Raw genomic sequence first — 24,466 nt, 5'->3', positions numbered from 1 at the left:
TTGATTCAAAAAATTTTAACAAAGATACTCTAATCCACAAAAAAACCATCAACTTTTCAGCGATGGTTTTTTATATAATTTTATGATTTCGGATTAAGCGATGCTTTCAATTCCCATCATTTCATTAGCCTCTGCTTTATAATCAACACCAGCTAGGTCAAATCCGAATAAGTTATAAAAGTCTTTTCTGTATCCTTCAAGATCACCAATTTCAGCAACATTTTCAGTAACAGCTTGATCCCAAAGTAATGCAACCTTTTCTTGAACATCGGCACGCATCTCTAAATCGTCAATTCTGATTCTTCCTTTTTCATCAACAGGAACTTCACCGTTAGTATACAAACGCTCTTGGTACAAACGTTGAATTTGCTCGATACATCCTTCATGAATTCCTTCTTGCTTCATGATTTTGTATAACAATGAAATGTACAAAGGAATAACTGGAATAGCAGAACTCGCTTGAGTTACCAATGCCTTATTTACAGATACAAATGCTTTTCCATTCAAATCAGCTAAGCTATTTGTAATTTCAAAAGCAGTTGCTTCTAGGTGATCTTTGGCACGACCGATAGTTCCTTTTCTGTAAACAGCCTCTGTCAATGCTGGTCCAATGTATGAATAAGCAACAGTTGTAGCTCCCGGAGCAAGCAAATTAGCTTCTTTTAAAGCGTCAATCCACATCGCCCAATCTTCACCACCCATTACGGCTACTGTATTTTGAATATCATCATCATTACATGGAGCAATTGAAATTTCAGAAACTTTTCCCGAGTGAAAATCAACTGTTTTGTTGGTAAAAGTATCACCAATTGGCTTTAAAACCGAACGGTGCAAAACACCAGTTACAGGGTGCAAACGCACTGGACTTGCTAAACTGTATACAATTAAATCAATCTGACCTAAATCTGCTTTGATTAAATCAATAGTTTGTTGTTTGATTTCATTTGAAAAAGCATCTCCGTTGATACTTTTAGCATATAAACCTGCTTTGTGTGCTTCTGCCTCAAAAGCTGCAGAATTGTACCATCCTGGCGAAGCTGTTTTTCCTTCTGCTGGTGCTTTTTCAAAAAACACACCAATAGTAGCAGCATCAGATCCAAACGCACTGGTAATCCTTGAGGCTAAACCAAATCCAGTAGACGCACCAATTACCAATACTTTTTTAGCACCATCAATACTGCCTTTTGATTTAATATATTCAATTTGATTTTTTACATTTTGCTCGCATCCCGCTGGGTGAGATGTTGTGCAAATAAATCCTCTCATTCTTGGTTCAATAATCATATTCTTGCTTATTCGTTTATGTACAGTTTTAGTTTTTTTTTTGTGCATTTGTAGTTGTAATTACAATTCAAAACGCAGACAAATATAATTTAAAAAATTAGTTCAACAAGGCTTTTGCATGATTTAAGGCAGAGTCAGAGACTACAGTTCCAGACAACATTTGAGCGATTTCCACTACTCTATCTTCAGCAGACAGCAATCTCAATTCCGATTGCGTATCTTCTCCAACAGTTGATTTTAACACTTTGAAATGCGCATTTCCTTTGGCTGCAATTTGCGGTAAATGCGTAATGGCAAATATTTGCATTTGTTGACTCATTTGCTTCATAATTTCACCCATTCTGATAGCGATTTCTCCTGAAACTCCAGTATCAATTTCGTCAAAAATTAAAGTAGGTAGTTTTGAATACTGTGCCAAAATAGCTTTTACGGCCAACATTATTCGAGACATTTCACCACCAGAAGCTACCTTTTTCAAAATCCCGAAATCAGTTCCTTTGTTTGCAGAAAACAAAAATTGAAGTTCATCTTTACCATTAGTATGATATACTTTTGATGGCAATACTTGAATATCAAAGCGAACGTTAGGCATACCCAAAGACGCTAAAATAGTAATCAATTGCTCTGTCAAGACCGGAATAGCGACTTGTCTATTGTCACGAATTACTTTTGCCATAGCATCTAATTGCTCTGTATGAGCAGACAAAGAAGCTATTAAGGTTGCAATATCCTCTTCCATTGTTCCTAACTCCAGTACAGCATTCTCTAATCCAGTTTGGATAGCCAACAACTCTTCTACAGTTGCTACTTGATGTTTTTTCTGTAAAGAGAAAATCAATTGTAATTTTTGACTTAATAAGTTGAGTTGTTCTGGATCATCAATCAACTTCTCCGCATTGCGATTCATTTCACCAGAAATATCATCAAACTCAATAGCTAAACTTGTAATGCGATCTAATAAAAGCGCATAGTCATCAGAAAAAGGAGCAATTTTTTGAAGAGAAGCTTTAATTTCATTCAAATTATGTAAAACTCCAATTTGCTCTTCGTTCGAAATTGACAAAGCTCTTTGAAGAGACTCTTTGATGATTTCAACATTATTTAATTTTTCAAATTCTGTCTCTAAAACTTCTTGCTCACCAGCTTTTAGTTTGGCAGCCTGCAATTCTTGAAGCAAAAAAGTGTTGTAATCTTGTTCTTTTTTAGATTCAGCTTGTTTTTTGAATAATGCATTCAATTTAGATTGATCTGCTTTGAATTTTTTTAACAAGGATTGATATTCTGAAATAGTACCATTATTTGAAGCAATTGCATCAATAATTGCAAACTGTACTCCTTCATCAGACAGCTCTTGAGTTTGTTGCTGTGAGTGAATGTCCAACAAAAAAACACTCAAATCCTGCAACTCTTGTAAATTCGCTGGACTGTCATTAATGAACGCTCTTGACTTACCCGATGGTAAAATTTCACGTCGGATAATAGTCTCATCTTCGTAATCCAGATCTTTCGCCTCAAAAAACGGACGAAGATTGTATTTGCTAATTTCAAACTGTGCTTCAATTACACATTTTTCTTCTTTATTTTTTAGAGAACTTAGGTCGGCTCTTTTGCCCAAAACTAATCCTAAAGCACCTAAAATAATAGATTTTCCTGCACCAGTTTCTCCAGTAATAATAGAAAATCCAGAAGAAAAATCAATACTCAGCTTTTCTATTAAAGCATAATTTTTTATCGAAAGTGACGTAATCATTAGTTTGATTTATTAATAGATAATTGGCAGTAAAAGAGGATTTTTTTTTTGGCGATTAAAAAGTCATCATAGCCCACTTACTAGAGTTTAATGGCGAAATTTTATTCAACCCATCAACCAAATCTGCGGTAGGTACAGATGGTCCTCCTGAAAAAATGGAAACTATTTCATCAGACTTAGCGTCAAAAAAAACTCTTGACAAAAAAGCATTAGGCCTTGATGTATTTAATTTGGAAAGATTTATCAGCGCTGTTTTTACGTTATTTTTCGCGCTCCTACCATCCTGACTCATTACATCTAGAGCGGTATGGTAATCAAACATTGCTTGCCTAATTGGCTGGAATGGTGGCGAAAGTAAATCATTTATTAAAAAGAAACGCGTTTGATTTCCATCTGCTTGACTCCAACCTTTAGCACCACCCTGCTGTGCCACGGTTGCAATGTTTTGAGCAATCTCAAAACTATTTGAACCAGAATTAGCTACAAAAGTGTCAGCATCTAGGCCCAAAATCATATAACTATAAAAAGCTAAAACAGAAACTAAATTAGAATCGTACGAAGCTGGGTTAAAAAATAGATTTTCAAATTCAACGTACCTAAAACTAAAATCTTTATCGTTGTAATTTAAAACTGGAGAAGCATAAGTAGAATTATAAATTGGACGAGAGGATTGTACCTGAATAGTAGCTGAAAATTGGTCAGAACTATTAGAATTGATCGTAATGTACATGGAACAATTAATCTTTTCGGACTGTTTTAATGCTTGGCCCGTCCAATCAGTTTTGTTAACAAACTCCGTTATTGATGTTTGTAAGGTTTTAAAAACCTGCTGATTCGTTGCACTCAAACGCTGTGAATCAACAGTAACGGTACAGTTAAGCTGCTGTGCTTGTCCGTATCCACAAATAAAAAGGAGTAAAAAAGCATATAATTTCTTCATCTTTAACTTTTAGTATTTGTTTGACTCGACTTTTTTAGGATAATAGCATATTAACTGCACTCTAACTACGAATTAAAATGTTCTAAAACTTTTGCTACAATATCGGTAGCAACTGCCTCCTTAGATTTTAACGGCATTGGTTCAATGACAAAATTCTTATCAATGAAAGTAATTTTGTTAGTTGGTGTACCAAATCCTGCACCGTCATCTTGTAAGGAGTTTAAAACAATCAAATCTAGGTTTTTTTTCTGAATTTTCAATTTTGCATTCTCAATTTCATTTTCGGTTTCTAAAGCAAAACCTATCAAAAATTGTTGTTTTTTATGAGCTCCAAATGAGGCTAAAATATCTTTTGTTTTTTCTAGCTCAATTGTGAAATCATCAGATGCTTTTTTAATTTTCTGATCAGCCTTGTACTTAGGCTTGTAATCTGCCACAGCGGCAGCAGCAATAGCTACATCAACATCATTATAAAATTCGTGACATGCTTGGTACATTTGTTCTGCAGCCACAACAGGTACAACTTGAATTAACGAATGATTAATTTTTAAATGCGTAGGACCTGTGACTAAGGTAACCGAAGCACCTAAATCAGCGGCAACTTGTGCTATATCAAAACCCATTTTACCAGACGAGTGATTACCTATAAAACGTACGGGATCAATCGCTTCGTATGTCGGGCCAGCAGTAATTAGAATTTTTTTACCTTTCAAAGGCAATTTACCCTCTAAATCAGCTTCTATAAAAGCGATAACATTTTCCGGCTCTGCCATTCTGCCTTCGCCAGACAAACCACTTGCTAACTCTCCTGTTTCTGCTGGAATCATCATATTACCAAAACTACTTAAAGCTTGAAAACTAGCAACAGTGGATGGATGCTTGTACATATCTAAATCCATAGCTGGCGCAAAATAAACCGGACATTTAGCCGACAAATAGGCTGCAATAAGTAAATTATCACAGGTGCCGTGTGTCATTTTCGATAAAGTGTTGGCTGTTGCTGGAGCAATAACCATAAAATCAGCCCAAAGTGCTAATTCTACGTGATTGTTCCATTTTTCATTCTCGTCGTCTTGATTGTAAAAACTTGAGTGAACTGGATTTTTAGAAAGCGTAGATAAGGTAAGCGGCGTTACAAAATCCTTAGAAGCAGGTGTCATTATCACTTGGACATGTGCACCTGCTTTTATGAAAAGTCGAACTAATGACGCTGTTTTATAGGCTGCAATTCCACCAGAAATTCCTAGTAGAATTTTCTTCCCGTTTAAAACTGACATAGTATACTATTATTTGTTTGAATCTCTGTGGTAGATTTTTCCATCTAACCACTCTTGAACTGCTAATGCATGTGGTTTTGGTAATTTCTCGTAAAATTTAGACACCTCGATTTGTTCTTTATTTTCAAAAACTTCTTCAAGACTATCATTGTATGTGGCAAACTCTTCTAATTTCTCTGTCAATTCTTTTTTGATTTCAGAGTTGATTTGATTTGCTCTTTTAGCCATAATGGTTATCGCTTCATACACATTACCAGTAGGTTCTTCAATAACTGTTTTGTTATAAGTTATTGTATTTACTGGAGCATTCGTCTTTTTTAAATCCATGACTTTATTTATTTAGTAAGTTTTTGTAAATCTTTTTCTATTCGAGCCAACATTGCTGCTGCCTCTTTTTTATATTTTGTTTCTGCGTTGAACTTCATCAAACTTGACTGTGCTACCTTAGCCGCATTTAAACGTTCTTCCATTTTAGATGGAATACTGTTTATTGCTAATTGGTAAGCTGAATCAAACTTGTAAAACAAAGCATCTTCTTTGTATGGTGTACCTGGATAATCAGCCACGAAATTATCTAAAGCTACGATGGCAGCTTTATACTCTGTCACGGTATGATAACCTTTAGCATTTTCGTAAACCTTTTTTTGAATTTTACCACTTAAAGTCTGTACTATAGCATTCGCTTCTGCTAAATAAGTTGAATTCGGATAAGCATCAATAAAAGTTTGCAATTTATCAAGCGATTTGTTGGTCTCCGTTTGATCCAAACTATACACGGGAGATAACATTGAATAACTCTTAGCTCCAAGGAAGGCTGCTTCCTCTAGTTTTTCACTTTTTGGATAACCTGAAACAAAACTTTCAAACTGATATCCTGCCAAATAATATTGTTTGGTTTTAAAATACGACTGAGAGAACATGTAAAATAACTTTTCTGCTTGAGGTTTTCCGCGATACGAAGGTGCTATTTGCTCAAAAAGTCGGATGGCTTTATTGTATTTACCAGCATCATACATTTTAGTTGCTAAATCAAATTTAACAGCCACATCTTCTGATTTTAAGGCTTTTTGATACTCATTACAAGAGCAAAACAGGACAACTACAATAAAAAGCGATATTATTTTTTTCATTTTCTTACTTATTTCATGATTTGCAAGCTGAAACTACTTACAGAATCACGCCGAAGTTTCGTCGGCAAATTTAGTTATTAATTTAGCGACTGCAAAATATATTTTTTATTTAAAAAAAGCGTCTTTATTTAGCTAATTTTTGAAAGTTTCCCCACAAAAGCAGCAATTCTACTAGACAAATCATCATTTACAGTAACTAAAGGCAAACGTACTGTATTTTCGGTTAAACCTAGTACACTAAAAATTTCTTTAATCCCAGCTGGGTTTCCTTGTTCAAAGATCATATCAATACTTTCAGCCAAAAGATATTGCGTTTTAAAAGCCTCGTCTACTTTACGATTAAGCCCTAGGCGAATCATCTCAGAAAATTCTTTTGGAAAACCCTGCCCTATCACTGAAATAACCCCGGCTCCTCCTGCCAAAACCATTGGCAAAGCAATCATGTCATCCCCAGAAATAACCAAGAAGTTTTTTGGTGCATCTTTAATTAATTGCATCGCTTGAACTAGATCTCCCGCTGCTTCCTTAATTGCAACTACATTTCTAAACTCATTTGCTAATCGAACCACAGTTGCAGGCAACACATTACTTGAAGTCCTACCGGGAACATTGTATAAAATTACAGGAATTGGTGATGCTTGCGCAACCGCCTTAAAATGTTGGTAAATTCCTTCTTGTGTTGGTTTATTGTAATAAGGAGACACCGATAAAATAGCTGTAAAGGCTGATAAATCTCTAGTTTTCAACTCCTCCACTACTTTTGCAGTATTGTTTCCGCCTACTCCCAAAACTAAAGGTAAAATGCCTTTATTCGCCTCAATAACAGTTTGAATTACTACCTCTTTTTCTTCTTGAGAGAGAGTGGCATTTTCGGCAGTTGTACCTAAAACTACTAAATATTCAATTCCTCCATCGATAGAAAATTGAATAATTCTTTTCAAAGCTTCTATATCGATTGAAAAATCTTTTTTAAATGGAGTGATTAAGGCTACTCCGGTTCCTATTAATGCCTGCATGATCTTATATTTATATTTTGTTTAGTATTTTTAGATATTTGAATAACTCGTCAACAAAAACCTTAGGCTTTGTTTCTGGGGTTTGTAGTAAAAAATGATTCAATCGTTGGTCTATAGTATCAAAACCTACTTTAAATCCTGCTTTTGACTGTTGTGCTACTTTCATCAAAAAGGGATTCGCCTCGTCGAAAAAATTAACTAACAAATCAAATTCTGTATTACAAAAATCAGTTATAAATTTCTCATTAATTGCACCACTCCAACCGAAATCTTTAGAACCAAAATGACTGTACTTGTCTGTAAATTCATTCCTTTTCTCTGAATTAAAAACCAAAAAAGAACAGTTTTCTACTTTAATTCCGTGTGTCAAAATTCGGTTCAATAAGTCATCGTGATAATCTTTACTTTGAGCATCTGCTAGTATCCCAACTGTTTGCACACGGTTATTTACAACATTTGTTTTTAAATTATCCCAACCGTAATTTAATGATTTTTTTACCAAAAAACGCTTTATATAATTTAAAAACATAGTACTTTTACCTGATTACAAATTTAATTAATAAAGTCGCATTTAAAATGGTAAATTTAAAAAAGTATAACGATGTTTTGAAACTTTTTGTTATATTCTTAACACTTATTTGTATTGCATCTTGCAGCAGTCAAAAATATTACATTACAAAAATTGAGGGAAAAAAAGTTCCAATTACCAACACCAATTCACAAGTTGCTGCAATTGAAAACTTTGTAGCACCTTACAGAGAACACATCAATAAAGACTTAGATAATGTTTTGGCAATTTGTCCTGAAACTCTGGACAAAAGTAATGGGAAATGGCAAACCAAAATCGGAAATTTAATGGCCGATATAACATTGCAATATGGTACGAAAGCATTTCAATTAAGAGACAAAAAAAGTATAGACATTTGTTTGCTTAATAGTGGTGGTATTCGTTCTATTCTTCCAAAAGGAAATGTAACGGCTCGAACAGCTTTTGAAATTATGCCTTTCGAAAATAGTCTAGTAGTAATTGCACTAAAAGGAGAGCAAATTATTGAAATGGTAAATTTCTTTATTGCCGAAAAAAAACCACACCCTTTAGCAGGAATTACATTTACAATTGACAAAAATAAATTTGCTAAAAACATTGTGATACGAGGAAAACCAGTTCAAAACGAAACTATTTACTACGTTGGTACCAACGATTATCTAGCCAATGGTGGCGATAACATGAACTTTTTCAAAAAAGGTATTCAAAAATTTGATTTAGAATACAAATTACGCAACGTCTTAATTGACTATTTCAAAGATGTTGATACTATTGCGGTTCCCAACGATATTCGTATCACAGAGGAATAAAACATAGTTTTAAAAAGAATTTATCAGAGAAAAATAATAGCAAAATAGATCTGCACCGATTAGGATTTTCTGTTTGGCGATAACAAAATAAGGATCAGTATTTTAAGTTATAAAATATTGCTCCTGCTTTTAATAAAAAAGTATACACATGAAAAGAAGAGAGTTTATAGAAAAAACCGCTGCCGGGTCTGCATTACTTGGTTTAGGAGTATCATTAAGCAGTTTTGGAACTTCAAAAACAAAACATTTGACGATTTTACACACAAATGACGTGCACAGTTACATTGATCCATTTCCTGCTGACCATCCTAGAAACGCTAATATGGGCGGTGTGGCGCGCCGAGCTGCATTAATTGAAACGGTGCGTAAAGAGAATCCAAATGTACTTTTGCTTGATGCAGGAGATATTTTTCAAGGAACTCCCTATTTTAATTATTACGGAGGCGAATTGGAATTCAAATTAATGAGTATGATGCAATACGATGCATCTGCTATTGGTAATCATGATTTTGACAACGGAGTTGATGGTTTACACGCACAATTGCCACATGCAAAATTCGATTTTTTATGTGCTAATTACGATTTTAAAAATACTGTGATGGACGGTTTTGTAAAACCATTCAAAGTATTTAACAAAGATGGTATCAAGGTGGGAGTTTTTGGACTTGGAATAGAATTGGCTGGTTTGGTGGACAAAAACTTATCGAAAGAAACTGTGTATAATGACCCTCTCGAAATTGCCCAGGATATGGTGCGCATTTTGAAAAAAGAACAAAAATGTGATATTGTAATTTGCCTTTCGCATTTAGGATACAAGTACAGAGACGAACCTAATAAAATCTCTGACATAAAATTAGCCGAACTTACTCAAGATATTGATTTAATTATTGGTGGTCACACACATACTTTTCTAGACAAGCCAACAGTTTTAAAAAACAAAGCCGGTCAAGATGTACTTGTCAACCAAGTAGGTTGCTACGGCATAAATGTAGGGCGCATTGACTTTTATTTAGATAATGATAAGGCTAAAGCCGTTGATGGCAAAACTATAATTGTGTAAAACTCCTTCAACTAAAAATTGGATTTACTGAATAAAAAAAGAATCGATTAAATGTAATCGATTCTTTTTTTTACGACAGTGCTTCAATTTCTGATTTATCTTCCATATCACGTACATACTTGTAAAAAGCATAATAACAACTTACGTGAAGCATCATGATTAAAGGCTCAAAATGTGATAACGGAAACTTTGCTAAAAAACATTTTTCAATTAGCAATAAAAAATAAAGGGAAGCATACAATAATCCAAAAATATATAACCAAACTGTATTATTACTCAACGACTGATTGATGTATAAAGATACAATGATGCCTAATGCTACCGCTACAATTACGTTCTGAATCATAATTACTTTATGACTATTTAATGGCAATCCTTCTGAATTAAATAATAAATACGAAAAAATACAGAGAAATGGCACGATAGCCAAAAGCGTAATTCCTATTTTTTTAAAATTTTGTAGTTTTAAAATTAAAACAATCAATAAAATTCGAAAAATCAAAATCGAAATTACTCCTAAAATCACAAACAACATCGAGGTATTCATCATCATTATACTTGTACAAAGTAAAAAGAAGCAACAAGCAAAAAAAATAGGATCCCTTCGTTTTGATGATAACCAATAAAGGACAATCAATAAAACGGCTACAATTGGTTTGAATACCACAGTAAAAAGATGATTTTCTCTCCACTCAGCAACAACAGCAACTAATGAAAAAGTAAAAAGTAAAAAAATAAGAATATTCTCGACCGAGAAATGAGGTTTCTTAAACGATATCAGCATTATTTTAAGCTATTAACTTCATAAAATCATCCTCCGAAATAATCGAAATATTCAACTTGACGGCTTTATCCAATTTGGCAGGACCCATATTTGCTCCAGCAATTAAATAATCTGTTTTGGCAGATATAGAACTCCCTACTTTTCCACCGTTGTCTTCAATTGCTTTTTTCAATTCATCACGCGAAAATTTCTCAAAAACACCAGATACCACAAATGTCTTACCAACCAACAAATTAGTTGCATCAGGATTTGTATTTTCTACTAACTCAAATTGTAACCCATAACCTTTTAAGCGTTGTATGATAATACTGTTTTGTTCGTTTTGAAAAAAGTCCATTACACTTTGCGCAATACGCTCTCCTATTTCATCAACGAGCATCAATTCTAATAAATTTGCCGCACGCAAAGCGTCAATAGTTTTGTAATGTTTAGCCAATTTTTTAGCGACAGTTTCACCTACAAAACGGATTCCCAATGCATAGAGAACACGTTCGAATGGTATATTTTTAGATTTTTCGACACCATTTACTAAGTTTTCAGCTGATTTTTGAGCCATTCTTTCCAATGGTAAAATATCAGAAACTGATAAGTCGTAAAGATCTGCGTAGTTATGAACTAAATCATTTTGATATAAAAGCGCAACCGTTTCGCCACCCAATCCTTCAATATCCATAGCTTTTCGAGAAATAAAATGCTGAATACGACCTATAATTTGTGGCGGACAACCATAAAAATTTGGGCAATAGTGATTAGCTTCACCTGCATTTCTTACTAAATTAGTTTCACACTCTGGACATTTATCAATATATATTGTAGACTCAGCGTGAAGTGGTCGTTGGGTTAAATCAACAGCGATAATCTTTGGGATAATTTCACCACCTTTTTCAACAAAAACAGTATCTCCAATTCGAATATCTAATTTTTCAATTTGATCCGCATTATGTAGGGAAGCTCTTTTTACAATTGTACCAGCCAGTTGCACTGCTTTAAGGTTTGCAACAGGCGTGATAGAGCCTGTTCTACCAACTTGATACGAAATAGATTCTAAAACGGTAGCAACCTGCTCTGATTTAAACTTATAAGCCATGGCCCATCGGGGCGACTTGGCAGTGTAACCTAATTCATCTTGAAATTGTAGGTTATCCACTTTTATGACCACGCCATCAGTTTCGTAAGGCAAATTGCTTCGGTTTTGATCCCAAAAAGCAATAAATTCGAAAACTTCATCTAAATTTTGTGCCAATTTTGATTCTTGAGGAACTTTAAAACCCCATTTTCTCGCAGCTCGTAAGCCTTCAAATTGAGATTGAAAAGGAAGATTTGGCCCAATCATAAAATACAATAAACAGTCTAGCGGACGTTTGGCTACTTCTGCACTATCTTGTAATTTTAAACTACCCGAAGCTGTGTTTCTAGGATTAGAATAAGGTGTTTCACCAAGGGATATCAAATCTTGATTCATTTTTTCGAAACCAGCAAAAGGCAAAACAATTTCGCCACGAATATCAAACTTTTCTGGAAAATCATTTCCTTTTAAAGACAGAGGAATTGATTTGATAGTTTTTATATTATTCGTAACATCATCTCCTTGAAAACCGTCACCACGAGTTAAGGCACGTTTTAACTGTCCGTTTTCATAGGTAATACTAATTGAAGCTCCATCATATTTGAGCTCACAAGTATATCGCAAAGGCACATCGCCTAAGGTTTTCTTTATACGATTTTCCCAATCGATTAAATCTTCTTTTGAATAGGAGTTATCTAATGAGTACATTCGGTATTCGTGCGCCTTGGTCTCAAAATTCTTCGTAATAGCACCACCTACTCTTTGGGTTGGAGAATTAGAATCGTACCATTCTGGATGTGCATTTTCAAGATCTTGAAGTGCTTTTAATTTCATATCAAATTCATAATCCGAAATCAATGGTGCATCTAACACATAATAATTGTGGTTATGAAAGTGTAATTCTTCGCGTAATTTTATTATCATATTTTGATCATCCATAAAAAAAAATTGGTCATTTTAGTGCCTGAAATCAGTGTACTAAAATAACCAAATTAAACCAAAAAACAACTAAATTAGGATTTGATAATTGAGTTTATTTGTTGGTATAACTGACCGTCGCTCAAAAAGGCTCCTTGTTGTATTAATTGAAAAATTGATGAATTTCGCTCTTCTGTGAATTCTTTTTTACCTACTTTCATTTCAATAGTTTCTGTAAACATATTATCACTCAACCATTGTAAACCTTCACGAGTTAGAAAATCAACATCGGGAACTAATGATTTTAAGACAATTGATTGTACGTGCGTATCAAAACATTCAAAAAGAAAAATATGATTTTTAGAAAAATGCTCTAAAAAAGTTGCTCTAGACAAAACGCCTTCCCAAATCAAATCAGAGAAAACATCTAATTCTTGCTCTGCTACTTCAGGTTTTTCTAATTTAATTTTATCCCATTCCGCTTTATCAATTGCTTGGGTTGCTAAAAAATTAGTAAACTCTTGCGTTAATTCTTCAAATTGCTCTTTTGTAAGTCTTGAATATTTCATGAAATGTATAATTGCTATTGGTCCTGTTGTGGACTTTGATTAAAATAAAAATGGGTGCAAATTTATAATTTTAAAACCAAAAAAGCCTTCTTTTTCAAGAAGGCTTTTTTGGTACTTTAGAGTATCTACTAAAAAATATATCTTAATCCGAATTGTACTTGCCATCTTGACAATAAGCTAGCATCGTAATTGAATGTTTTTGTTTGCGTTCCGTTAAAAGTATAAGTAGGTACTTTTGTAGTTTGATTAACGCTAACTCCAATAGGTTGGATACTTGTAGGAACTTGTACCAATCCCCAATCAGAATTAATTAAATTTCCAACATTTAAGATGTCAACACTAAACTGAATTGTATTTGTTTTATTTGAACTAGAAGATGGTTTAAAATTAAAATCTTGAATTAATTTCATATCCCATTTTCCTCTCCAAGGTGCTAAAGCTCCATAACGCTCTGCGTATTGCCCTCTTCTACCACTCAAATACTTATCTTGACTAATAAATGCATCAAATGCAGCACCTTGACCAGGAGCACTGAATGCCATTGTACCAATTTCAGCTGTTGTTGGAACGTAAATTAAGTCATTCGTTCCTGATCCGTCATTATTAACATCACCACCATAAATGTAATTGAAACGACCTCCTTGAGCATATTCAAAGAAAGTTGAAATTGTAGTTGCCCAAGCATCATTAGAACCGTATTTCCATTTTTTTGAACCTACACCAATAAAACGGTGTGTATCTCCATATTTAGAATTTGATAAAACAGCATTGTTTACATTTCCTAAAGCAGGGTTAAATGCAAACGCATCACCTGTAATTTCAGCTTCGATAGAGTTCACATCTTTGGCAACTAAGTAGTTGTAAGCTAAACTAGCGAATACTCCGTTATCAAATGTTTTTTGCAACTTTACAGAAGAGTTCAAAACATAACCTTTACTAGAATTGGTCATTACATAAGCATTGTTAGCACCTTTATCTGAAGCATTGTAGATTAAACGATTATCTACACCTGCCAAAGTACCTGATGGAGTTCTTAATCCCCAGTTTTGAACGTGTACCCCATTAATATCTTTGTTATAAGCAACATCAAGTGTAGCAATATAATTATTTTTGAAACGGTGATCCAAACCTAAACTACTTCTCCATACTTGTGGCCACTTGAAATCTTTATCCATAATTTGGAAGAAACCATCATCAGCACCACTTACTTGATTTCCTAACCAAACGAAAGGAAGTTTTCCTGTAAAAATTCCAGAACCCCCACGCAATTGTGTTGTTTTATCGCCTTTTACATCCCAATTGAAACCAAATCTAGGAGACCACAACAATTCAGCAGTTGGTAAGGTAGTTGAAATCAATTGCTCATTCATTTTAGTTATCGGATTGTAGTACAAAGTGTTATTGTTTCTCGTAGCTCCATTTTGCGTATCAATGTATTTCTGAATTAAATCTGAAGTATTAAAATACAATGGTTTATCAACTCTAATACCGTAAGTGAATTTAAAATTCTCAGTGATATTCCAATCATCTTGCACATAGAATGCAGCTTGACCCACATTTAATTCCGCTAATTTCCAGCCGTTATCTGCACCAACAGCAAAAGTGTTTTTTGTTGCCGCTGTGTTTTGCGCGTAAAGTAAATTTTGTGCAATAATACTACTAGCAAATGGTTTAGCGGCATCTGTTAAAAAATCTTGTACACTGAAGTACGGAGAAAAGAAAGTTCCAGCATAACCATTTGGGTTACCAAAATTATCATAACCAGCAAGGTTAAATGAGTTTTCAAACTGGTACTTTTCAAACGATCCACCAAAGGTAAGTGCATGTGTTCCTACAGTATAATTTAAATTATTTGTAATTTGTAATACCTTTTGACTTAAAGTATTATTGATAGAGAAAGGCTCGTTTCCTGCAATAATGTAATTAGATCCATTGCTTTGAATATTAATTACTGGTGCTGGTGTCGAAAAAGGGTTTCTGAAATCATTGAATGTTGTGTATCCAGCTTGTAATTTGTTAGACACAGTTTCACTCACTTTTGAATTAAGCTCTACTAAAAATGAACTTAACTCATTGTTAATTTGGTAACCTGATTTTTCAAATTGAAGTGTATTTGCATCCGGTCCTCTAAATCCTAAAGCTGATGGGTGTGCTGGTTTATCTTTACTAGCATCTAAAAAATTGTAAATAACTGCTAATTTATTGTTGTCATTGATATTCCAATCCAATTTAAAAATTCCTTTATTAGAATTTGAATTGTGCTTGAAACCTTGATATGCTCCAGTATTATAACCTAAATTACTTAAAGCAGTTGAAACGGCAATCAAATCAGATTCTAAAACTCTTGATTCATTCACTCCAGTAACTCCATCACCATTATTTGCTACGAAATTAGATCCTAAGTCACTTCTTTTGTCAATTTCATAATTGGCAAAAAAGAAAAGTTTGTCTTTTACAATTGGTCCACCGATGCTAAAACCTGCCTGAGTTTGCTCTAGCGAAGGAACAAAAATATCTTGACCCTTAATTCGTCCTCCTGTAAGATCTTGATTTCTAAAAAAAGCGTAAGCAGTTCCGTGAAATTCATTAGTACCTGATTTAGTAACTGCATTCACAGATGCTCCTGTAAAACCAGATAAAGTAACATCATAAGGAGCAGTAGCTACTTGAATTTGATCAATTGCATCTAATGAGATCGGTTGAGAACCTGTTTGCCCACCAGGTGTAGCTGCATCTAAACCAAACGGGTTGTTAAACACCGCTCCGTTCAAAGAGTAACTATTGTATTGATCATTACGCCCACCGAAAGATCCTCCACTTGCTGATGGCTCTAAACGGGTGAAATCTTCTGCAGATCTAGAAATTGTTGGCAAAGCTGACAATTCTTTTCTACCAATTGTAGTTTCAGCACCTGTTCTACCGTTACCAAACACTTTGTTTTTAGCTCCTGTAACTTTCACCTCGCTCAATTGCATACTTTCGTCTGACAATTCAGCATCCAAAATCAAAGCTTTACCAAGTTCTAGGTACACTTCATTAAATTCTTGAGATTTGTAACCAACAAAGGATATGGTGATTTTGTAAGGTCCACCAATACGCATGTTTAGCATATTATATCGCCCATCGATATTTGAAACTCCTGAATATTTAGAACCTGTAGGAGTGTGAATTGCCAAAATTGTAGCCGACGGTAGTGTCTCGCCTGACGTACTTTTTACAATTCCTTTAATACTAGACGTTGTAGTTTGACTGATCATAGTGATCGAACTACAAAAGATAAGTAGTAATGTGATAATTTTTTTCATGTGTTTGAGTATGTATTGTTTATGGCGCGAAATTAGACAAAAAAAAATCACTCCGAAGAGTGATTTTAGTAATTTATTAACAAAATGCTAACACAATGTTATTTTTCCGCAACAATTTCATAGTCTAATTCAACTATTACATCTCTGTGTAAACGTACACTAGCAGTATATTTACCAGTACGTTTTACAATTCCACTAGTGATGAATTTTCTATCAACCGATTGACCACCTTTAGCCAACGCTTCAGCGATGTCACTATTAGTAATTGAACCGAATAATTTTTCTCCACCTGCTTTCGCAGAAATTTTAATTTCAATTGCTTTTAAAGCTTCACCAAGTGCTTTTGCATCTGCAACCACTTTAGCTTCTTTATGAGCTCTTTGTTTTAGGTTTTCAGCCAATACTTTCTTTGCAGAAGAAGTAGCTAATTGAGCAAATCCTTGTGGGATTAAGTAATTACGACCGTAACCGTTTTTTACATTTACTACATCGTCTTTAAATCCTAAATTTTGAACGTCTTGTTTTAAAATAAGTTCCATGTTGTTGTCCTTTTATTGAAGAAGTTAGCCCGCCAAAGGCGAGGCAACAACTTTGATTAATTATTATTTAAGTAAATCCGCTACGTACGGCATTAAAGCTAAGTGACGTGCTCTTTTCACAGCTACAGACACTTTTCTTTGGTATTTCAAAGAAGTTCCTGTTAAACGACGAGGAAGAATTTTTCCTTGCTCATTTACAAATTTCAATAAGAAATCAGCATCTTTGTAATCAACATACTTGATACCTGACTTTTTGAAACGACAGTATTTCTTAGTTTTGTTAGTTTCTATGTTTAAAGGCGTTAAATATCTGATATCTCCGTCTTTTTTTCCTGAAGCTGATTGTTGTAATGTTGCCATGATAATTAAGCTTTTGTAGATTTTAATTTAGTTCTTCTTCTTTCAGCCCATGATATAGCATGTTTGTCAAGACTTACAGTCAAGAAACGCATAACTCTTTCGTCACGTCTAAATTCAGTTTCGAAGGCAAGAAGTACTTCTCCAGATACTTTAAATTCGAACAAATGGTAAAAACCACTTTTTTTGTTTTGAATTTCGTAAGCCATCTTTTTTAGACCCCAGTCTTCTTTCGACACCATTTCAGCACCTCTACTAGTAAGAAAATCTTCAAATTTGCTTACTGTTTCCTTTACCTGAACTTCAGATAAAACGGGATTTAAAATGAAAACAGTTTCATAATGATTCATAAAAATATATTTATTGTTAATTTGGGTGCAAAAGTAATCATTTTTTTAAAATAAGCAACTTTATTTGATTTTTATTCGACGTATGACAAAAAAAGGAGGTTAACTGGTTGCAGATCAAAAAATAATTACTATGTTTACCGAGCCAAATCTTAAAAAATCTAAATTATGAAACTTAACTGTGTAGTTGTAGATGATAGTTCGATACAAAGAATGATCATTGCAAAGTTAGTTAATAATCACCAAAGCTTACATTTAATTGGTGATTTTTCTAATGCTATTGAAGCGCGTAGTTGCATGTCTATTCACAATGTTGATCTGATTTTTCTCGACATTGAGATGCCAGTAATTAGTGGATTTGATTTTTTGGATGGTTTAAAAGTAAAACCTCAGATCATTTTTATCACCTCAAAAGCAGAATACGCAATGAAAGCTTTTGATTATGATGCTACCGATTATTTGCAAAAACCAATTGCAATCGATCGTTTTAATTCGTCTGTAAAAAGAGCTATTGATTTTCATTTACTTAAAAAAGAAAACAAAGACGAAGAAGGTGATCACATTTTCATTAAAAGTAATCTTAAGAAATTAAAAATATTTACATCAAAAATCAAATGGATTGAAGCATTTGGAGATTATGTGAAAGTAGTTACTGAAGATGATAGCAATTTAGTTTTATCTACAATGAAGGCTTTTGAAAGCGACTTACCAAAGGAAAAGTTTGTACGTGTACACAAATCATATATCATCAACATTGACAAGGTGGAACGTTTTAATAGTAAATTTGCCGAAATAGGGTCAACAAAAATACCTCTGAGTCGCCACAAAAAAGAAGATCTAGTAAAAGCTTTATCTTTTTCTTAATAAAAATCAACATTTACAGAAACTTTAATTGCTCTGTATTGCGCAACAGCTTCAAAACTATTCAGGATTTTCTGGATAGTTTTTTTTGTTGAAGCAACTCCAACATTTTGAGGCAGTTTAATCATAATAGTTCGCAAATATTCGTTACGAATTCTGCTAATCGCCGGCTCTTCTGGACCCAAAACAGGCATATTTAAATTTTGTTGTAAAACCTGATACAACCACATAGAACCTTGCTTCAACTTATCATAATCACGCTGTTTTAAAGTAAGCTTAATGATTCTAAAGTACGGTGGATACTTATAAATTTGCCGATCATACAATTGTTCTTTATACATAGCAGCATAATCATTTCTGGTAACCTGTTGAATAGTATTGTGATTGACATTATAGGTTTGAATAATTACTTTGCCTTGTTTTTGAGCGCGCCCTGCCCTACCTGCCACTTGTGTCATCATTTGATAACTACGCTCGAAGGCACGAAAATCTGGATGGTAAAGCATATTATCAGCGTTTAAAATCCCAACTAAGCTTACATTATCAAAATCTAATCCTTTGGCTAACATTTGCGTACCAACCAAAACATCAATTTCTCTATTTTTAAAAGCATCAATAATACGTTCAAAACCAAACTTACCCCTCGTCGTATCTTGGTCCATACGTCCTATTTTAGCATTTGGTAAAATAGAAAGTAACTCCTGCTCTATTTGCTCAGTACCAAATCCTTTAGTTAACAAATCAATACTAGAGCACGAATGACAATTGGTAGGTTTCGCCATTGTATAACCACAGTAATGACAGCGCAACTGATTTTTATTTTTATGATAAGTCAAACTTACATCACATTGTTGGCATTGAGGCACATGCCCACAAGTCATACATTCTACAACGGGTGAATAACCCCTTCTATTTTGAAACAAAATTACTTGTTCGCCAAACGAGAGCGCTTGCCCCATCTCAGCAATTAAAACATCACTAAAATGGCCTGTCATTTTTTTTCTGAAATATTTATCTTTTAAGTCAACCAATTCAATGACCGGCAGCTGCACATTACCGTATCGTTTACTAAGCTCAACTAATCCAAACTTTCCGGATTGTGCATTGTAATAGGTTTCGACACTTGGTGTTGCGGATCCCAGTAATACCTTTGCTTTATGAGAATGAGCCAATACAATAGCCGCATCTCTCGCATGATAACGTGGCGCAGGATCTACTTGTTTAAATGTTTGTTCGTGCTCTTCATCTACTATCACCAAACCCAGGTTTGAAAATGGTAAAAACAAAGCAGAACGGGCACCAATAACAACTTGCGCTTTTTCTGAATTTGACAAGACCTGCCTCCATACCTCAATACGCTCATTATTATTGTATTTGGAATGATAAACAGCCACTTTGTTACCAAAATAAGCATTTAACCGGCTGACTAATTGAGTAGTCAACGCAATTTCAGGCAACAAATACAAGATTTGTAAGCCTGAATTCAAATATTCTTGAATAAGCTGAATGTAGATTTCCGTTTTACCACTTGAGGTTACACCATGCAACAAGCACACCTCTTTAGACTCAAAAACTGCCTTGATAGCCAAGCTCGCTTCCTCTTGTTGCTCACTCAATTTTAGTTCGCTAGCATTTTTAGCTCCAAATTCTACACGATCTGTTTCTAAAAAATACTCTTCGAATATTTCTTTTGTTATTAAAGCTTTAACAACTGCAGTTGATGATTGTGTTATTTCTACTAATTTCTTTACTGTTATCGGCTTTTTTTCACTTGCACTAAGTTGAAAAAAAGCCATCACAATCTCTAGTTGTTTTTGAGCGTTTTTTAAGTTGTTTAGCAAAACACCCAAACCCAAATCGCCAACATATTGAGAGTGCAAGCGCACATATCGAATCAATTTGGGCTTATAACTTTCTTGAATCTCTTCCTGAAGTACTAAAATATTTTTATCTACCAACTTTTGAATGACAGGAAAAATATTCTTCTTGTTCAATATTGCAATGATATCGTTGACTTTTAAGGTAGATTGTTGTTGTAAAGCCTCGTATACTAAAAACTCATCGTCACTTAATAGCGAAACATCTATTATTGCACTAGTTTGCTGCGAAATAACAGTTTCACTCTCCAATAGCAAAGCGCTTGGCATGGCACCTCGGTACACATCACCAATAGCACACATGTAATACGATGCAATCCATTGCCAATGTTGTATTTGAATTTCAGTAACAACTGGTTTTTCGTCTAATATTTGGTGAATTTCTTTTGCTTCATACAAAACAGGTGCGTTTTGATGCATGGCTATCGCTAAACCAGTATAAATTTTACTTTTACCAAACGGAACGGCTAAGCGCATCCCTGTTTGAATGAACTTATATTCTTCCTCGGAAATAGCATACGTAAAGGTCTTAGCCAAAGATAGCGGCAAAATTACTTCAACAAAATACATGTATTATTTTTTTACTTTGAAAGCTTATTACTTTACGTTTTTGATTTATTCAAAATTTTAATGAGACGTTTATTTAACTCTATTCCAAGTTTGAGTGCGACCAAAAAGAGATACTCCAATGTACCCTCGTACATTTAATTTATCATTCCCCTCAAGTGCAATAAAACATTTGTACTGCTTTCCAGTTGTTGGATCTACAATTTTCCCTCCATTGTATTCTTTACCGTCTTTTTTAAGACCTTTAATGATAACAAGACCCATTACTGGTTTGTTTTTATCTTCTCCAGTACATAAAGTACAAATGCTTTTTCTTTTATCTGCCTCTACGATATCAACAATTTTACCATACAAAAGTCCACCACGTTCATAAATTTCGACCGTAGATTTAGGCTTACCTGTTTCATCGTCAATAGTTTTCCATTTACCAACTACTTGATTATTCTGGCCATAAAAAGCCATTGAAATCATAACTGCTACTGCGGTAATCACTTTTTTCATTCTACTCTTATTTTTATTATTTTTTTACTAAAACTATTCCCTTTTAAACTACTCTTTTTTTGCGCGCAACTTAGAGACTGTTGCATTCAATTCAAATCCCAACAACAAAATAACACAGTTAATCCAGATGTAAAACATCAAAATTAAAAGCGTTCCAATGGAGCCATACAACTCATTGTACTTAGAAAACTTGGTTACCCAAATCCCGAAAAGATAGGAATCAATCAAAATTAAAATTGTTGTGAATACAGATCCTATCGAGATAAATGCTCTATTGCCTACTCTTTTAGTTCCGAATTTAAAAAGTACCGACGTAGTAAGCAAAATCATCAAAATTACAAAGGCATATCTACCTGCGACAATGAGTAAAACTTGATCACTAAATACAGTTTTTTGCAACAAAACTTCAAAAACAACAATGGTTGCTACGGTAACCAAAAGTAAAACCGACAACAACAAAGACATTGCTAAAGCCACCAAATACTGCCTAACAAAACCCCTTTTTACAATAACATGTCTTGAAGTTTGAAAACCACCAAGAATTCCGTTTAAACCATTTGCCATCAAAAAAATAGATAACATAAAACCCGAAGACAACAAACCAGAATCACTATTATTCAAAATATCACTAATAATTTTATAAATAGCATCATAGGTATTAGGCGGAACACCATCTTTAACAAATAGTAAAAAATCCTCCTGAAAACCATCAATTGGGATAAAAGGAATCAGATTCAAAATAAAAAGTGCAAACGGAAACAAAGCCATAAAAAAACTAAAAGCAATGGCACTAGCATGATAGGGAACGGCACTTTCAACAATTCCTTTACTATAGAGCACAATCAAATCATATAAAGACAAACCTTGTAACCATGGTAACTTCAATTTTTGAAGTCCCGAGATTACATGCCTAATAACAGGCATTTTAACAAGTTTATCTTCTAATAAGAGATTCATACTGCTTTTAAACTCAAGTCCATGTTATAAACAGAGTGTGTCAATGCTCCTGACGAAATGTAATTTACGCCACATTCTGCATACGCTCTAATCGTACTTTCGTTAATATTTCCGGACGATTCTGTCAGACATTTATCTCCAATTAGCGCAACTGCTTTTTTGGTATCTTCAAAGTTAAAGTTGTCAATTAGAATTCTAAAAATACCTTCACTTTCTAAAATTTCCTCAATTTCAGCTAAATTTCTTGCCTCTACAATAATCTTTAGATCGAGCTTATTTGCTTCTAGGTAAGCTTTGGTTTTTGCAATTGCCAACGTAATTCCCCCAGCAAAATCATTATGATTATCCTTAAGCATTACCATATCATACAACGCAAATCGATGATTTTCTCCACCACCAATTTTTACAGCCCACTTTTCACAAGCTCTAAATCCCGGTGTGGTTTTTCGAGTATCTAAAATTTTAGCTTTAGTTCCTTCTAACAATTGTACATATTGATTGGTTTTTGTAGCGATTGCGGACATTCTTTGCATCGAATTTAAAACTACTCGCTCTGCTTTCAAGATGGATTGTGAACTACCACTAACATGAAAAACGACATCTCCTTTTTTTACAAAATTCCCATCTTCGATAAAAGTTTCAACTTGCAAATCAGCATCAACGTATGCAAAAACCTTTTTAGCAAAAGCTACACCAGCGATGATCCCATCTTCCTTTACCAATAACTTCGCTTTTCCTGCTGCATCAATAGGAATGCAAGCTAGTGAACTGTAATCTCCGGTTCCTACATCTTCTCGAATTGCATTTTCAATAATTAATTGTAATTCTTTTTCGAACTGTTTTTCGCTGATCATTTTTCGATAATTTTTGAATTGCTAAAATAGGTTATATTTTGCGGACTAGGAAATTTGGAAACAAGCAACTTTATTAAAAATATGATAAAAAAACTTTTTAAATATCAAATTTCTAGTACCAAAACCCTACCCTAATTATTTTGGCAAATAGCAATAATCAAGTATCTTTGAGTTTCTAAAGAATGAAATATTATGAAATCATTGCTCTATTATAGCGCTGTTGCGCTCCTTACATTGACTTCTTGTAACAAAGAAACGCAAAAGCCTGCGCCAAATAAAATTGTAGTTCCTTTTACAGAAGTAGGACGCCAAATGAAAAGCGAAGTTCCAAATTCTACTTCAGCAACAAGTTCAGCCGTGGCGACAAATAGCGCTGACGCAAATCCAGCACATGGTCAGCCAGGACACCGTTGTGATATTCCTGTTGGTGCCTCATTAAGTACGCCTGCTGCTCCAACTCCTGCAGCAACACAAAATTCGGCACCACAAAGTACTGCAAAACAGCCTGCAACAATTCCAGCACCTGTAGTCACTGAAGCAGGAATGAATCCGCCGCATGGCCAAGAAAATCACCGCTGTGATATTGCAGTCGGTGCTCCATTACCAAAAGTGTAAAAAATGCAAACAAACTCTTTGGAAACCATTATTCTTTTCGATTCAAGCCGAAAAGAAGATTTTGATACTTGGCGTACCGTCAACGACACCGTGATGGGAGGAGTTTCTAAAAGCGAGATGAGAATTGAACGCGAAAACTTCGTGCTGTTTAAAGGTAAAGTATCTCTTGAAAACAATGGCGGTTTTTGCGCAACCAAGCTAGATTGTCAATATAGCGATATATCACAAAAAGCTACAGTTTTTCTACGTTTAAAGGGCGATGGTAAATTGTATCAATTTCGTGCAAAGCAATTTAGATCAGAGCAACACGCCTTTACTTCTACTTTCACCACAGGTACAGACTGGGAAGTAATCAAAATTCCAGTTGCAGAATTAACTCCTTTTTACAGAGGACGACAATTAGATTTACCAAATTACACCGGCGGAAATCTCGAGGAAATTACTTTTTTGATTGGTAACAAAGTAGCAGAAACTTTTGAATTGTACATTGACAAAATCTGGCTTGAATTTTAATTCAAACCACTTTTCCTTATCCA

At 34.2% G+C, this 24,466-nt stretch carries 24 protein-coding genes; 5 read left to right on the top strand and 19 right to left on the bottom strand.

The window, feature by feature from the left end:
• Nucleotides 1-93: 93 nt before the first annotated feature.
• The 8 genes from fabV to L1S34_RS11875 all read right to left on the bottom strand — a co-directional run bounded on the left by fabV (nt 94) and on the right by L1S34_RS11875 (nt 7,926).
• The gene (gene fabV / locus L1S34_RS11910) at nt 94-1,284 is read right to left on the bottom strand and encodes an enoyl-ACP reductase FabV (protein ID WP_236364201.1); all 1,191 of its coding nucleotides are present in this window, start codon (nt 1,282-1,284) and stop codon (nt 94-96) included.
• Between the two features lie 97 nt (nt 1,285-1,381).
• The gene (gene recN / locus L1S34_RS11905) at nt 1,382-3,034 is read right to left on the bottom strand and encodes a DNA repair protein RecN (protein WP_236364200.1); all 1,653 of its coding nucleotides are present in this window, start codon (nt 3,032-3,034) and stop codon (nt 1,382-1,384) included.
• 55 nt (nt 3,035-3,089) lie between these two features.
• Nucleotides 3,090-3,974, bottom strand: a complete 885-nt coding sequence (locus tag L1S34_RS11900) for a DUF4835 family protein (protein ID WP_236364199.1) — start codon at nt 3,972-3,974, stop codon at nt 3,090-3,092.
• Nucleotides 3,975-4,039: 65 nt separating this feature from the next.
• Entirely contained in the window at nt 4,040-5,251 is a 1,212-nt protein-coding gene (coaBC, locus tag L1S34_RS11895) for a bifunctional phosphopantothenoylcysteine decarboxylase/phosphopantothenate--cysteine ligase CoaBC (RefSeq protein ID WP_236364198.1), read from the bottom strand.
• Nucleotides 5,252-5,260: 9 nt separating this feature from the next.
• The gene (locus L1S34_RS11890) at nt 5,261-5,578 is read right to left on the bottom strand and encodes a DNA-directed RNA polymerase subunit omega (RefSeq protein ID WP_026709525.1); all 318 of its coding nucleotides are present in this window, start codon (nt 5,576-5,578) and stop codon (nt 5,261-5,263) included.
• An 8-nt stretch (nt 5,579-5,586) separates the two neighbouring features.
• Complete coding sequence (locus L1S34_RS11885; protein ID WP_236364197.1) at nt 5,587-6,381, bottom strand: outer membrane protein assembly factor BamD; 795 nt, start codon at nt 6,379-6,381, stop codon at nt 5,587-5,589.
• A gap of 128 nt (nt 6,382-6,509) precedes the next feature.
• Nucleotides 6,510-7,397 carry a 4-hydroxy-tetrahydrodipicolinate synthase gene (gene dapA / locus L1S34_RS11880; RefSeq protein WP_236364196.1) on the bottom strand — a complete coding sequence of 296 codons (888 nt, stop codon included), beginning with the start codon at nt 7,395-7,397 and terminating at the stop codon, nt 6,510-6,512.
• 10 nt (nt 7,398-7,407) lie between these two features.
• Nucleotides 7,408-7,926 carry a DUF6913 domain-containing protein gene (locus tag L1S34_RS11875; protein ID WP_236364195.1) on the bottom strand — a complete coding sequence of 173 codons (519 nt, stop codon included), beginning with the start codon at nt 7,924-7,926 and terminating at the stop codon, nt 7,408-7,410.
• Nucleotides 7,927-7,973: 47 nt separating this feature from the next.
• Between L1S34_RS11875 and L1S34_RS11870 the strand changes: the two genes are divergently transcribed.
• A complete protein-coding gene (locus tag L1S34_RS11870; RefSeq protein ID WP_236364194.1) occupies nt 7,974-8,753 on the top strand; it encodes a 5'-nucleotidase C-terminal domain-containing protein in 780 nt (259 codons plus the stop codon).
• A gap of 148 nt (nt 8,754-8,901) precedes the next feature.
• Complete coding sequence (locus L1S34_RS11865; protein ID WP_236364193.1) at nt 8,902-9,813, top strand: bifunctional metallophosphatase/5'-nucleotidase; 912 nt, start codon at nt 8,902-8,904, stop codon at nt 9,811-9,813.
• Nucleotides 9,814-9,883: 70 nt separating this feature from the next.
• Here the strand turns inward: L1S34_RS11865 and L1S34_RS11860 are convergent, their stop codons facing one another.
• The 7 genes from L1S34_RS11860 to rpsF all read right to left on the bottom strand — a co-directional run bounded on the left by L1S34_RS11860 (nt 9,884) and on the right by rpsF (nt 17,701).
• On the bottom strand, nt 9,884-10,597 hold the full coding sequence (locus L1S34_RS11860; protein ID WP_236364192.1) for a hypothetical protein: 714 nt from the start codon (nt 10,595-10,597) through the stop codon (nt 9,884-9,886).
• Between the two features lie 4 nt (nt 10,598-10,601).
• The gene (gene ligA / locus L1S34_RS11855) at nt 10,602-12,602 is read right to left on the bottom strand and encodes an NAD-dependent DNA ligase LigA (RefSeq protein WP_441316734.1); all 2,001 of its coding nucleotides are present in this window, start codon (nt 12,600-12,602) and stop codon (nt 10,602-10,604) included.
• A gap of 74 nt (nt 12,603-12,676) precedes the next feature.
• A complete protein-coding gene (locus L1S34_RS11850; protein ID WP_166133794.1) occupies nt 12,677-13,150 on the bottom strand; it encodes a DUF6495 family protein in 474 nt (157 codons plus the stop codon).
• 128 nt (nt 13,151-13,278) lie between these two features.
• On the bottom strand, nt 13,279-16,455 hold the full coding sequence (locus L1S34_RS11845; protein WP_236364190.1) for a TonB-dependent receptor: 3,177 nt from the start codon (nt 16,453-16,455) through the stop codon (nt 13,279-13,281).
• A gap of 98 nt (nt 16,456-16,553) precedes the next feature.
• A complete protein-coding gene (rplI, locus tag L1S34_RS11840; protein WP_236364189.1) occupies nt 16,554-16,994 on the bottom strand; it encodes a 50S ribosomal protein L9 in 441 nt (146 codons plus the stop codon).
• A gap of 63 nt (nt 16,995-17,057) precedes the next feature.
• Entirely contained in the window at nt 17,058-17,354 is a 297-nt protein-coding gene (rpsR, locus tag L1S34_RS11835) for a 30S ribosomal protein S18 (protein ID WP_026715037.1), read from the bottom strand.
• A 5-nt stretch (nt 17,355-17,359) separates the two neighbouring features.
• Nucleotides 17,360-17,701: a 30S ribosomal protein S6 gene (gene rpsF / locus L1S34_RS11830; protein ID WP_166133788.1), complete on the bottom strand. Its 342-nt coding sequence runs from the start codon at nt 17,699-17,701 to the stop codon at nt 17,360-17,362.
• A 165-nt stretch (nt 17,702-17,866) separates the two neighbouring features.
• Here rpsF and L1S34_RS11825 point away from each other — a divergent pair, with 165 nt between their 5' ends.
• Nucleotides 17,867-18,562: a LytR/AlgR family response regulator transcription factor gene (locus L1S34_RS11825; protein ID WP_166133786.1), complete on the top strand. Its 696-nt coding sequence runs from the start codon at nt 17,867-17,869 to the stop codon at nt 18,560-18,562.
• Here the strand turns inward: L1S34_RS11825 and priA are convergent.
• The 4 genes from priA to nadC form a co-directional block, all read right to left on the bottom strand.
• Nucleotides 18,559-21,006 (bottom strand): replication restart helicase PriA, encoded by a 2,448-nt coding sequence (gene priA, locus L1S34_RS11820; protein WP_236364188.1) that lies wholly within the window; start codon nt 21,004-21,006, stop codon nt 18,559-18,561. The two genes, L1S34_RS11825 and priA, sit on opposite strands and share 4 nt — an antisense overlap.
• Before the next feature lie 69 nt (nt 21,007-21,075).
• On the bottom strand, nt 21,076-21,504 hold the full coding sequence (locus L1S34_RS11815; RefSeq protein ID WP_236364187.1) for a DUF2147 domain-containing protein: 429 nt from the start codon (nt 21,502-21,504) through the stop codon (nt 21,076-21,078).
• A gap of 48 nt (nt 21,505-21,552) precedes the next feature.
• Complete coding sequence (locus tag L1S34_RS11810) at nt 21,553-22,461, bottom strand: YihY/virulence factor BrkB family protein (RefSeq protein ID WP_166133780.1); 909 nt, start codon at nt 22,459-22,461, stop codon at nt 21,553-21,555.
• Nucleotides 22,458-23,315 carry a carboxylating nicotinate-nucleotide diphosphorylase gene (nadC, locus tag L1S34_RS11805; RefSeq protein WP_236364186.1) on the bottom strand — a complete coding sequence of 286 codons (858 nt, stop codon included), beginning with the start codon at nt 23,313-23,315 and terminating at the stop codon, nt 22,458-22,460. The genes L1S34_RS11810 and nadC overlap by 4 nt, the downstream gene beginning before the upstream one ends.
• A gap of 192 nt (nt 23,316-23,507) precedes the next feature.
• Between nadC and L1S34_RS11800 the strand changes: the two genes are divergently transcribed.
• Both L1S34_RS11800 and L1S34_RS11795 read left to right on the top strand, forming a co-directional pair.
• On the top strand, nt 23,508-23,930 hold the full coding sequence (locus tag L1S34_RS11800; RefSeq protein WP_236364185.1) for a hypothetical protein: 423 nt from the start codon (nt 23,508-23,510) through the stop codon (nt 23,928-23,930).
• A 3-nt stretch (nt 23,931-23,933) separates the two neighbouring features.
• Complete coding sequence (locus tag L1S34_RS11795; protein WP_236364184.1) at nt 23,934-24,443, top strand: CIA30 family protein; 510 nt, start codon at nt 23,934-23,936, stop codon at nt 24,441-24,443.
• Nucleotides 24,444-24,466: the final 23 nt, after the last annotated feature.

The sequence above is a fragment of the Flavobacterium sp. K77 genome (genome assembly GCF_021608205.1).
GTDB lineage: Bacteria > Bacteroidota > Bacteroidia > Flavobacteriales > Flavobacteriaceae > Flavobacterium > Flavobacterium turcicum.
The sequence above is the reverse complement of the archived record's forward strand: the minus strand, read 5'-3'. Positions and strand labels throughout refer to the sequence as shown.

What these genes read in the sequence shown, in the direction of transcription:
- fabV (WP_236364201.1), bottom strand. Translation starts at nt 1,284, where the DNA reads ATGATTATTGAACCAAGAATGAGAGGATTTATTTGCACAACATCTCAC.
- recN (WP_236364200.1), bottom strand. Translation starts at nt 3,034, where the DNA reads ATGATTACGTCACTTTCGATAAAAAATTATGCTTTAATAGAAAAGCTG.
- L1S34_RS11900 (WP_236364199.1), bottom strand. Translation starts at nt 3,974, where the DNA reads ATGAAGAAATTATATGCTTTTTTACTCCTTTTTATTTGTGGATACGGA.
- coaBC (WP_236364198.1), bottom strand. Translation starts at nt 5,251, where the DNA reads ATGTCAGTTTTAAACGGGAAGAAAATTCTACTAGGAATTTCTGGTGGA.
- L1S34_RS11890 (WP_026709525.1), bottom strand. Translation starts at nt 5,578, where the DNA reads ATGGATTTAAAAAAGACGAATGCTCCAGTAAATACAATAACTTATAAC.
- L1S34_RS11885 (WP_236364197.1), bottom strand. Translation starts at nt 6,381, where the DNA reads ATGAAAAAAATAATATCGCTTTTTATTGTAGTTGTCCTGTTTTGCTCT.
- dapA (WP_236364196.1), bottom strand. Translation starts at nt 7,397, where the DNA reads ATGCAGGCATTAATAGGAACCGGAGTAGCCTTAATCACTCCATTTAAA.
- L1S34_RS11875 (WP_236364195.1), bottom strand. Translation starts at nt 7,926, where the DNA reads ATGTTTTTAAATTATATAAAGCGTTTTTTGGTAAAAAAATCATTAAAT.
- L1S34_RS11870 (WP_236364194.1), top strand. Translation starts at nt 7,974, where the DNA reads ATGGTAAATTTAAAAAAGTATAACGATGTTTTGAAACTTTTTGTTATA.
- L1S34_RS11865 (WP_236364193.1), top strand. Translation starts at nt 8,902, where the DNA reads ATGAAAAGAAGAGAGTTTATAGAAAAAACCGCTGCCGGGTCTGCATTA.
- L1S34_RS11860 (WP_236364192.1), bottom strand. Translation starts at nt 10,597, where the DNA reads ATGCTGATATCGTTTAAGAAACCTCATTTCTCGGTCGAGAATATTCTT.
- ligA (WP_441316734.1), bottom strand. Translation starts at nt 12,602, where the DNA reads ATGGATGATCAAAATATGATAATAAAATTACGCGAAGAATTACACTTT.
- L1S34_RS11850 (WP_166133794.1), bottom strand. Translation starts at nt 13,150, where the DNA reads ATGAAATATTCAAGACTTACAAAAGAGCAATTTGAAGAATTAACGCAA.
- L1S34_RS11845 (WP_236364190.1), bottom strand. Translation starts at nt 16,455, where the DNA reads ATGAAAAAAATTATCACATTACTACTTATCTTTTGTAGTTCGATCACT.
- rplI (WP_236364189.1), bottom strand. Translation starts at nt 16,994, where the DNA reads ATGGAACTTATTTTAAAACAAGACGTTCAAAATTTAGGATTTAAAGAC.
- rpsR (WP_026715037.1), bottom strand. Translation starts at nt 17,354, where the DNA reads ATGGCAACATTACAACAATCAGCTTCAGGAAAAAAAGACGGAGATATC.
- rpsF (WP_166133788.1), bottom strand. Translation starts at nt 17,701, where the DNA reads ATGAATCATTATGAAACTGTTTTCATTTTAAATCCCGTTTTATCTGAA.
- L1S34_RS11825 (WP_166133786.1), top strand. Translation starts at nt 17,867, where the DNA reads ATGAAACTTAACTGTGTAGTTGTAGATGATAGTTCGATACAAAGAATG.
- priA (WP_236364188.1), bottom strand. Translation starts at nt 21,006, where the DNA reads ATGTATTTTGTTGAAGTAATTTTGCCGCTATCTTTGGCTAAGACCTTT.
- L1S34_RS11815 (WP_236364187.1), bottom strand. Translation starts at nt 21,504, where the DNA reads ATGAAAAAAGTGATTACCGCAGTAGCAGTTATGATTTCAATGGCTTTT.
- L1S34_RS11810 (WP_166133780.1), bottom strand. Translation starts at nt 22,461, where the DNA reads ATGAATCTCTTATTAGAAGATAAACTTGTTAAAATGCCTGTTATTAGG.
- nadC (WP_236364186.1), bottom strand. Translation starts at nt 23,315, where the DNA reads ATGATCAGCGAAAAACAGTTCGAAAAAGAATTACAATTAATTATTGAA.
- L1S34_RS11800 (WP_236364185.1), top strand. Translation starts at nt 23,508, where the DNA reads ATGAAATCATTGCTCTATTATAGCGCTGTTGCGCTCCTTACATTGACT.
- L1S34_RS11795 (WP_236364184.1), top strand. Translation starts at nt 23,934, where the DNA reads ATGCAAACAAACTCTTTGGAAACCATTATTCTTTTCGATTCAAGCCGA.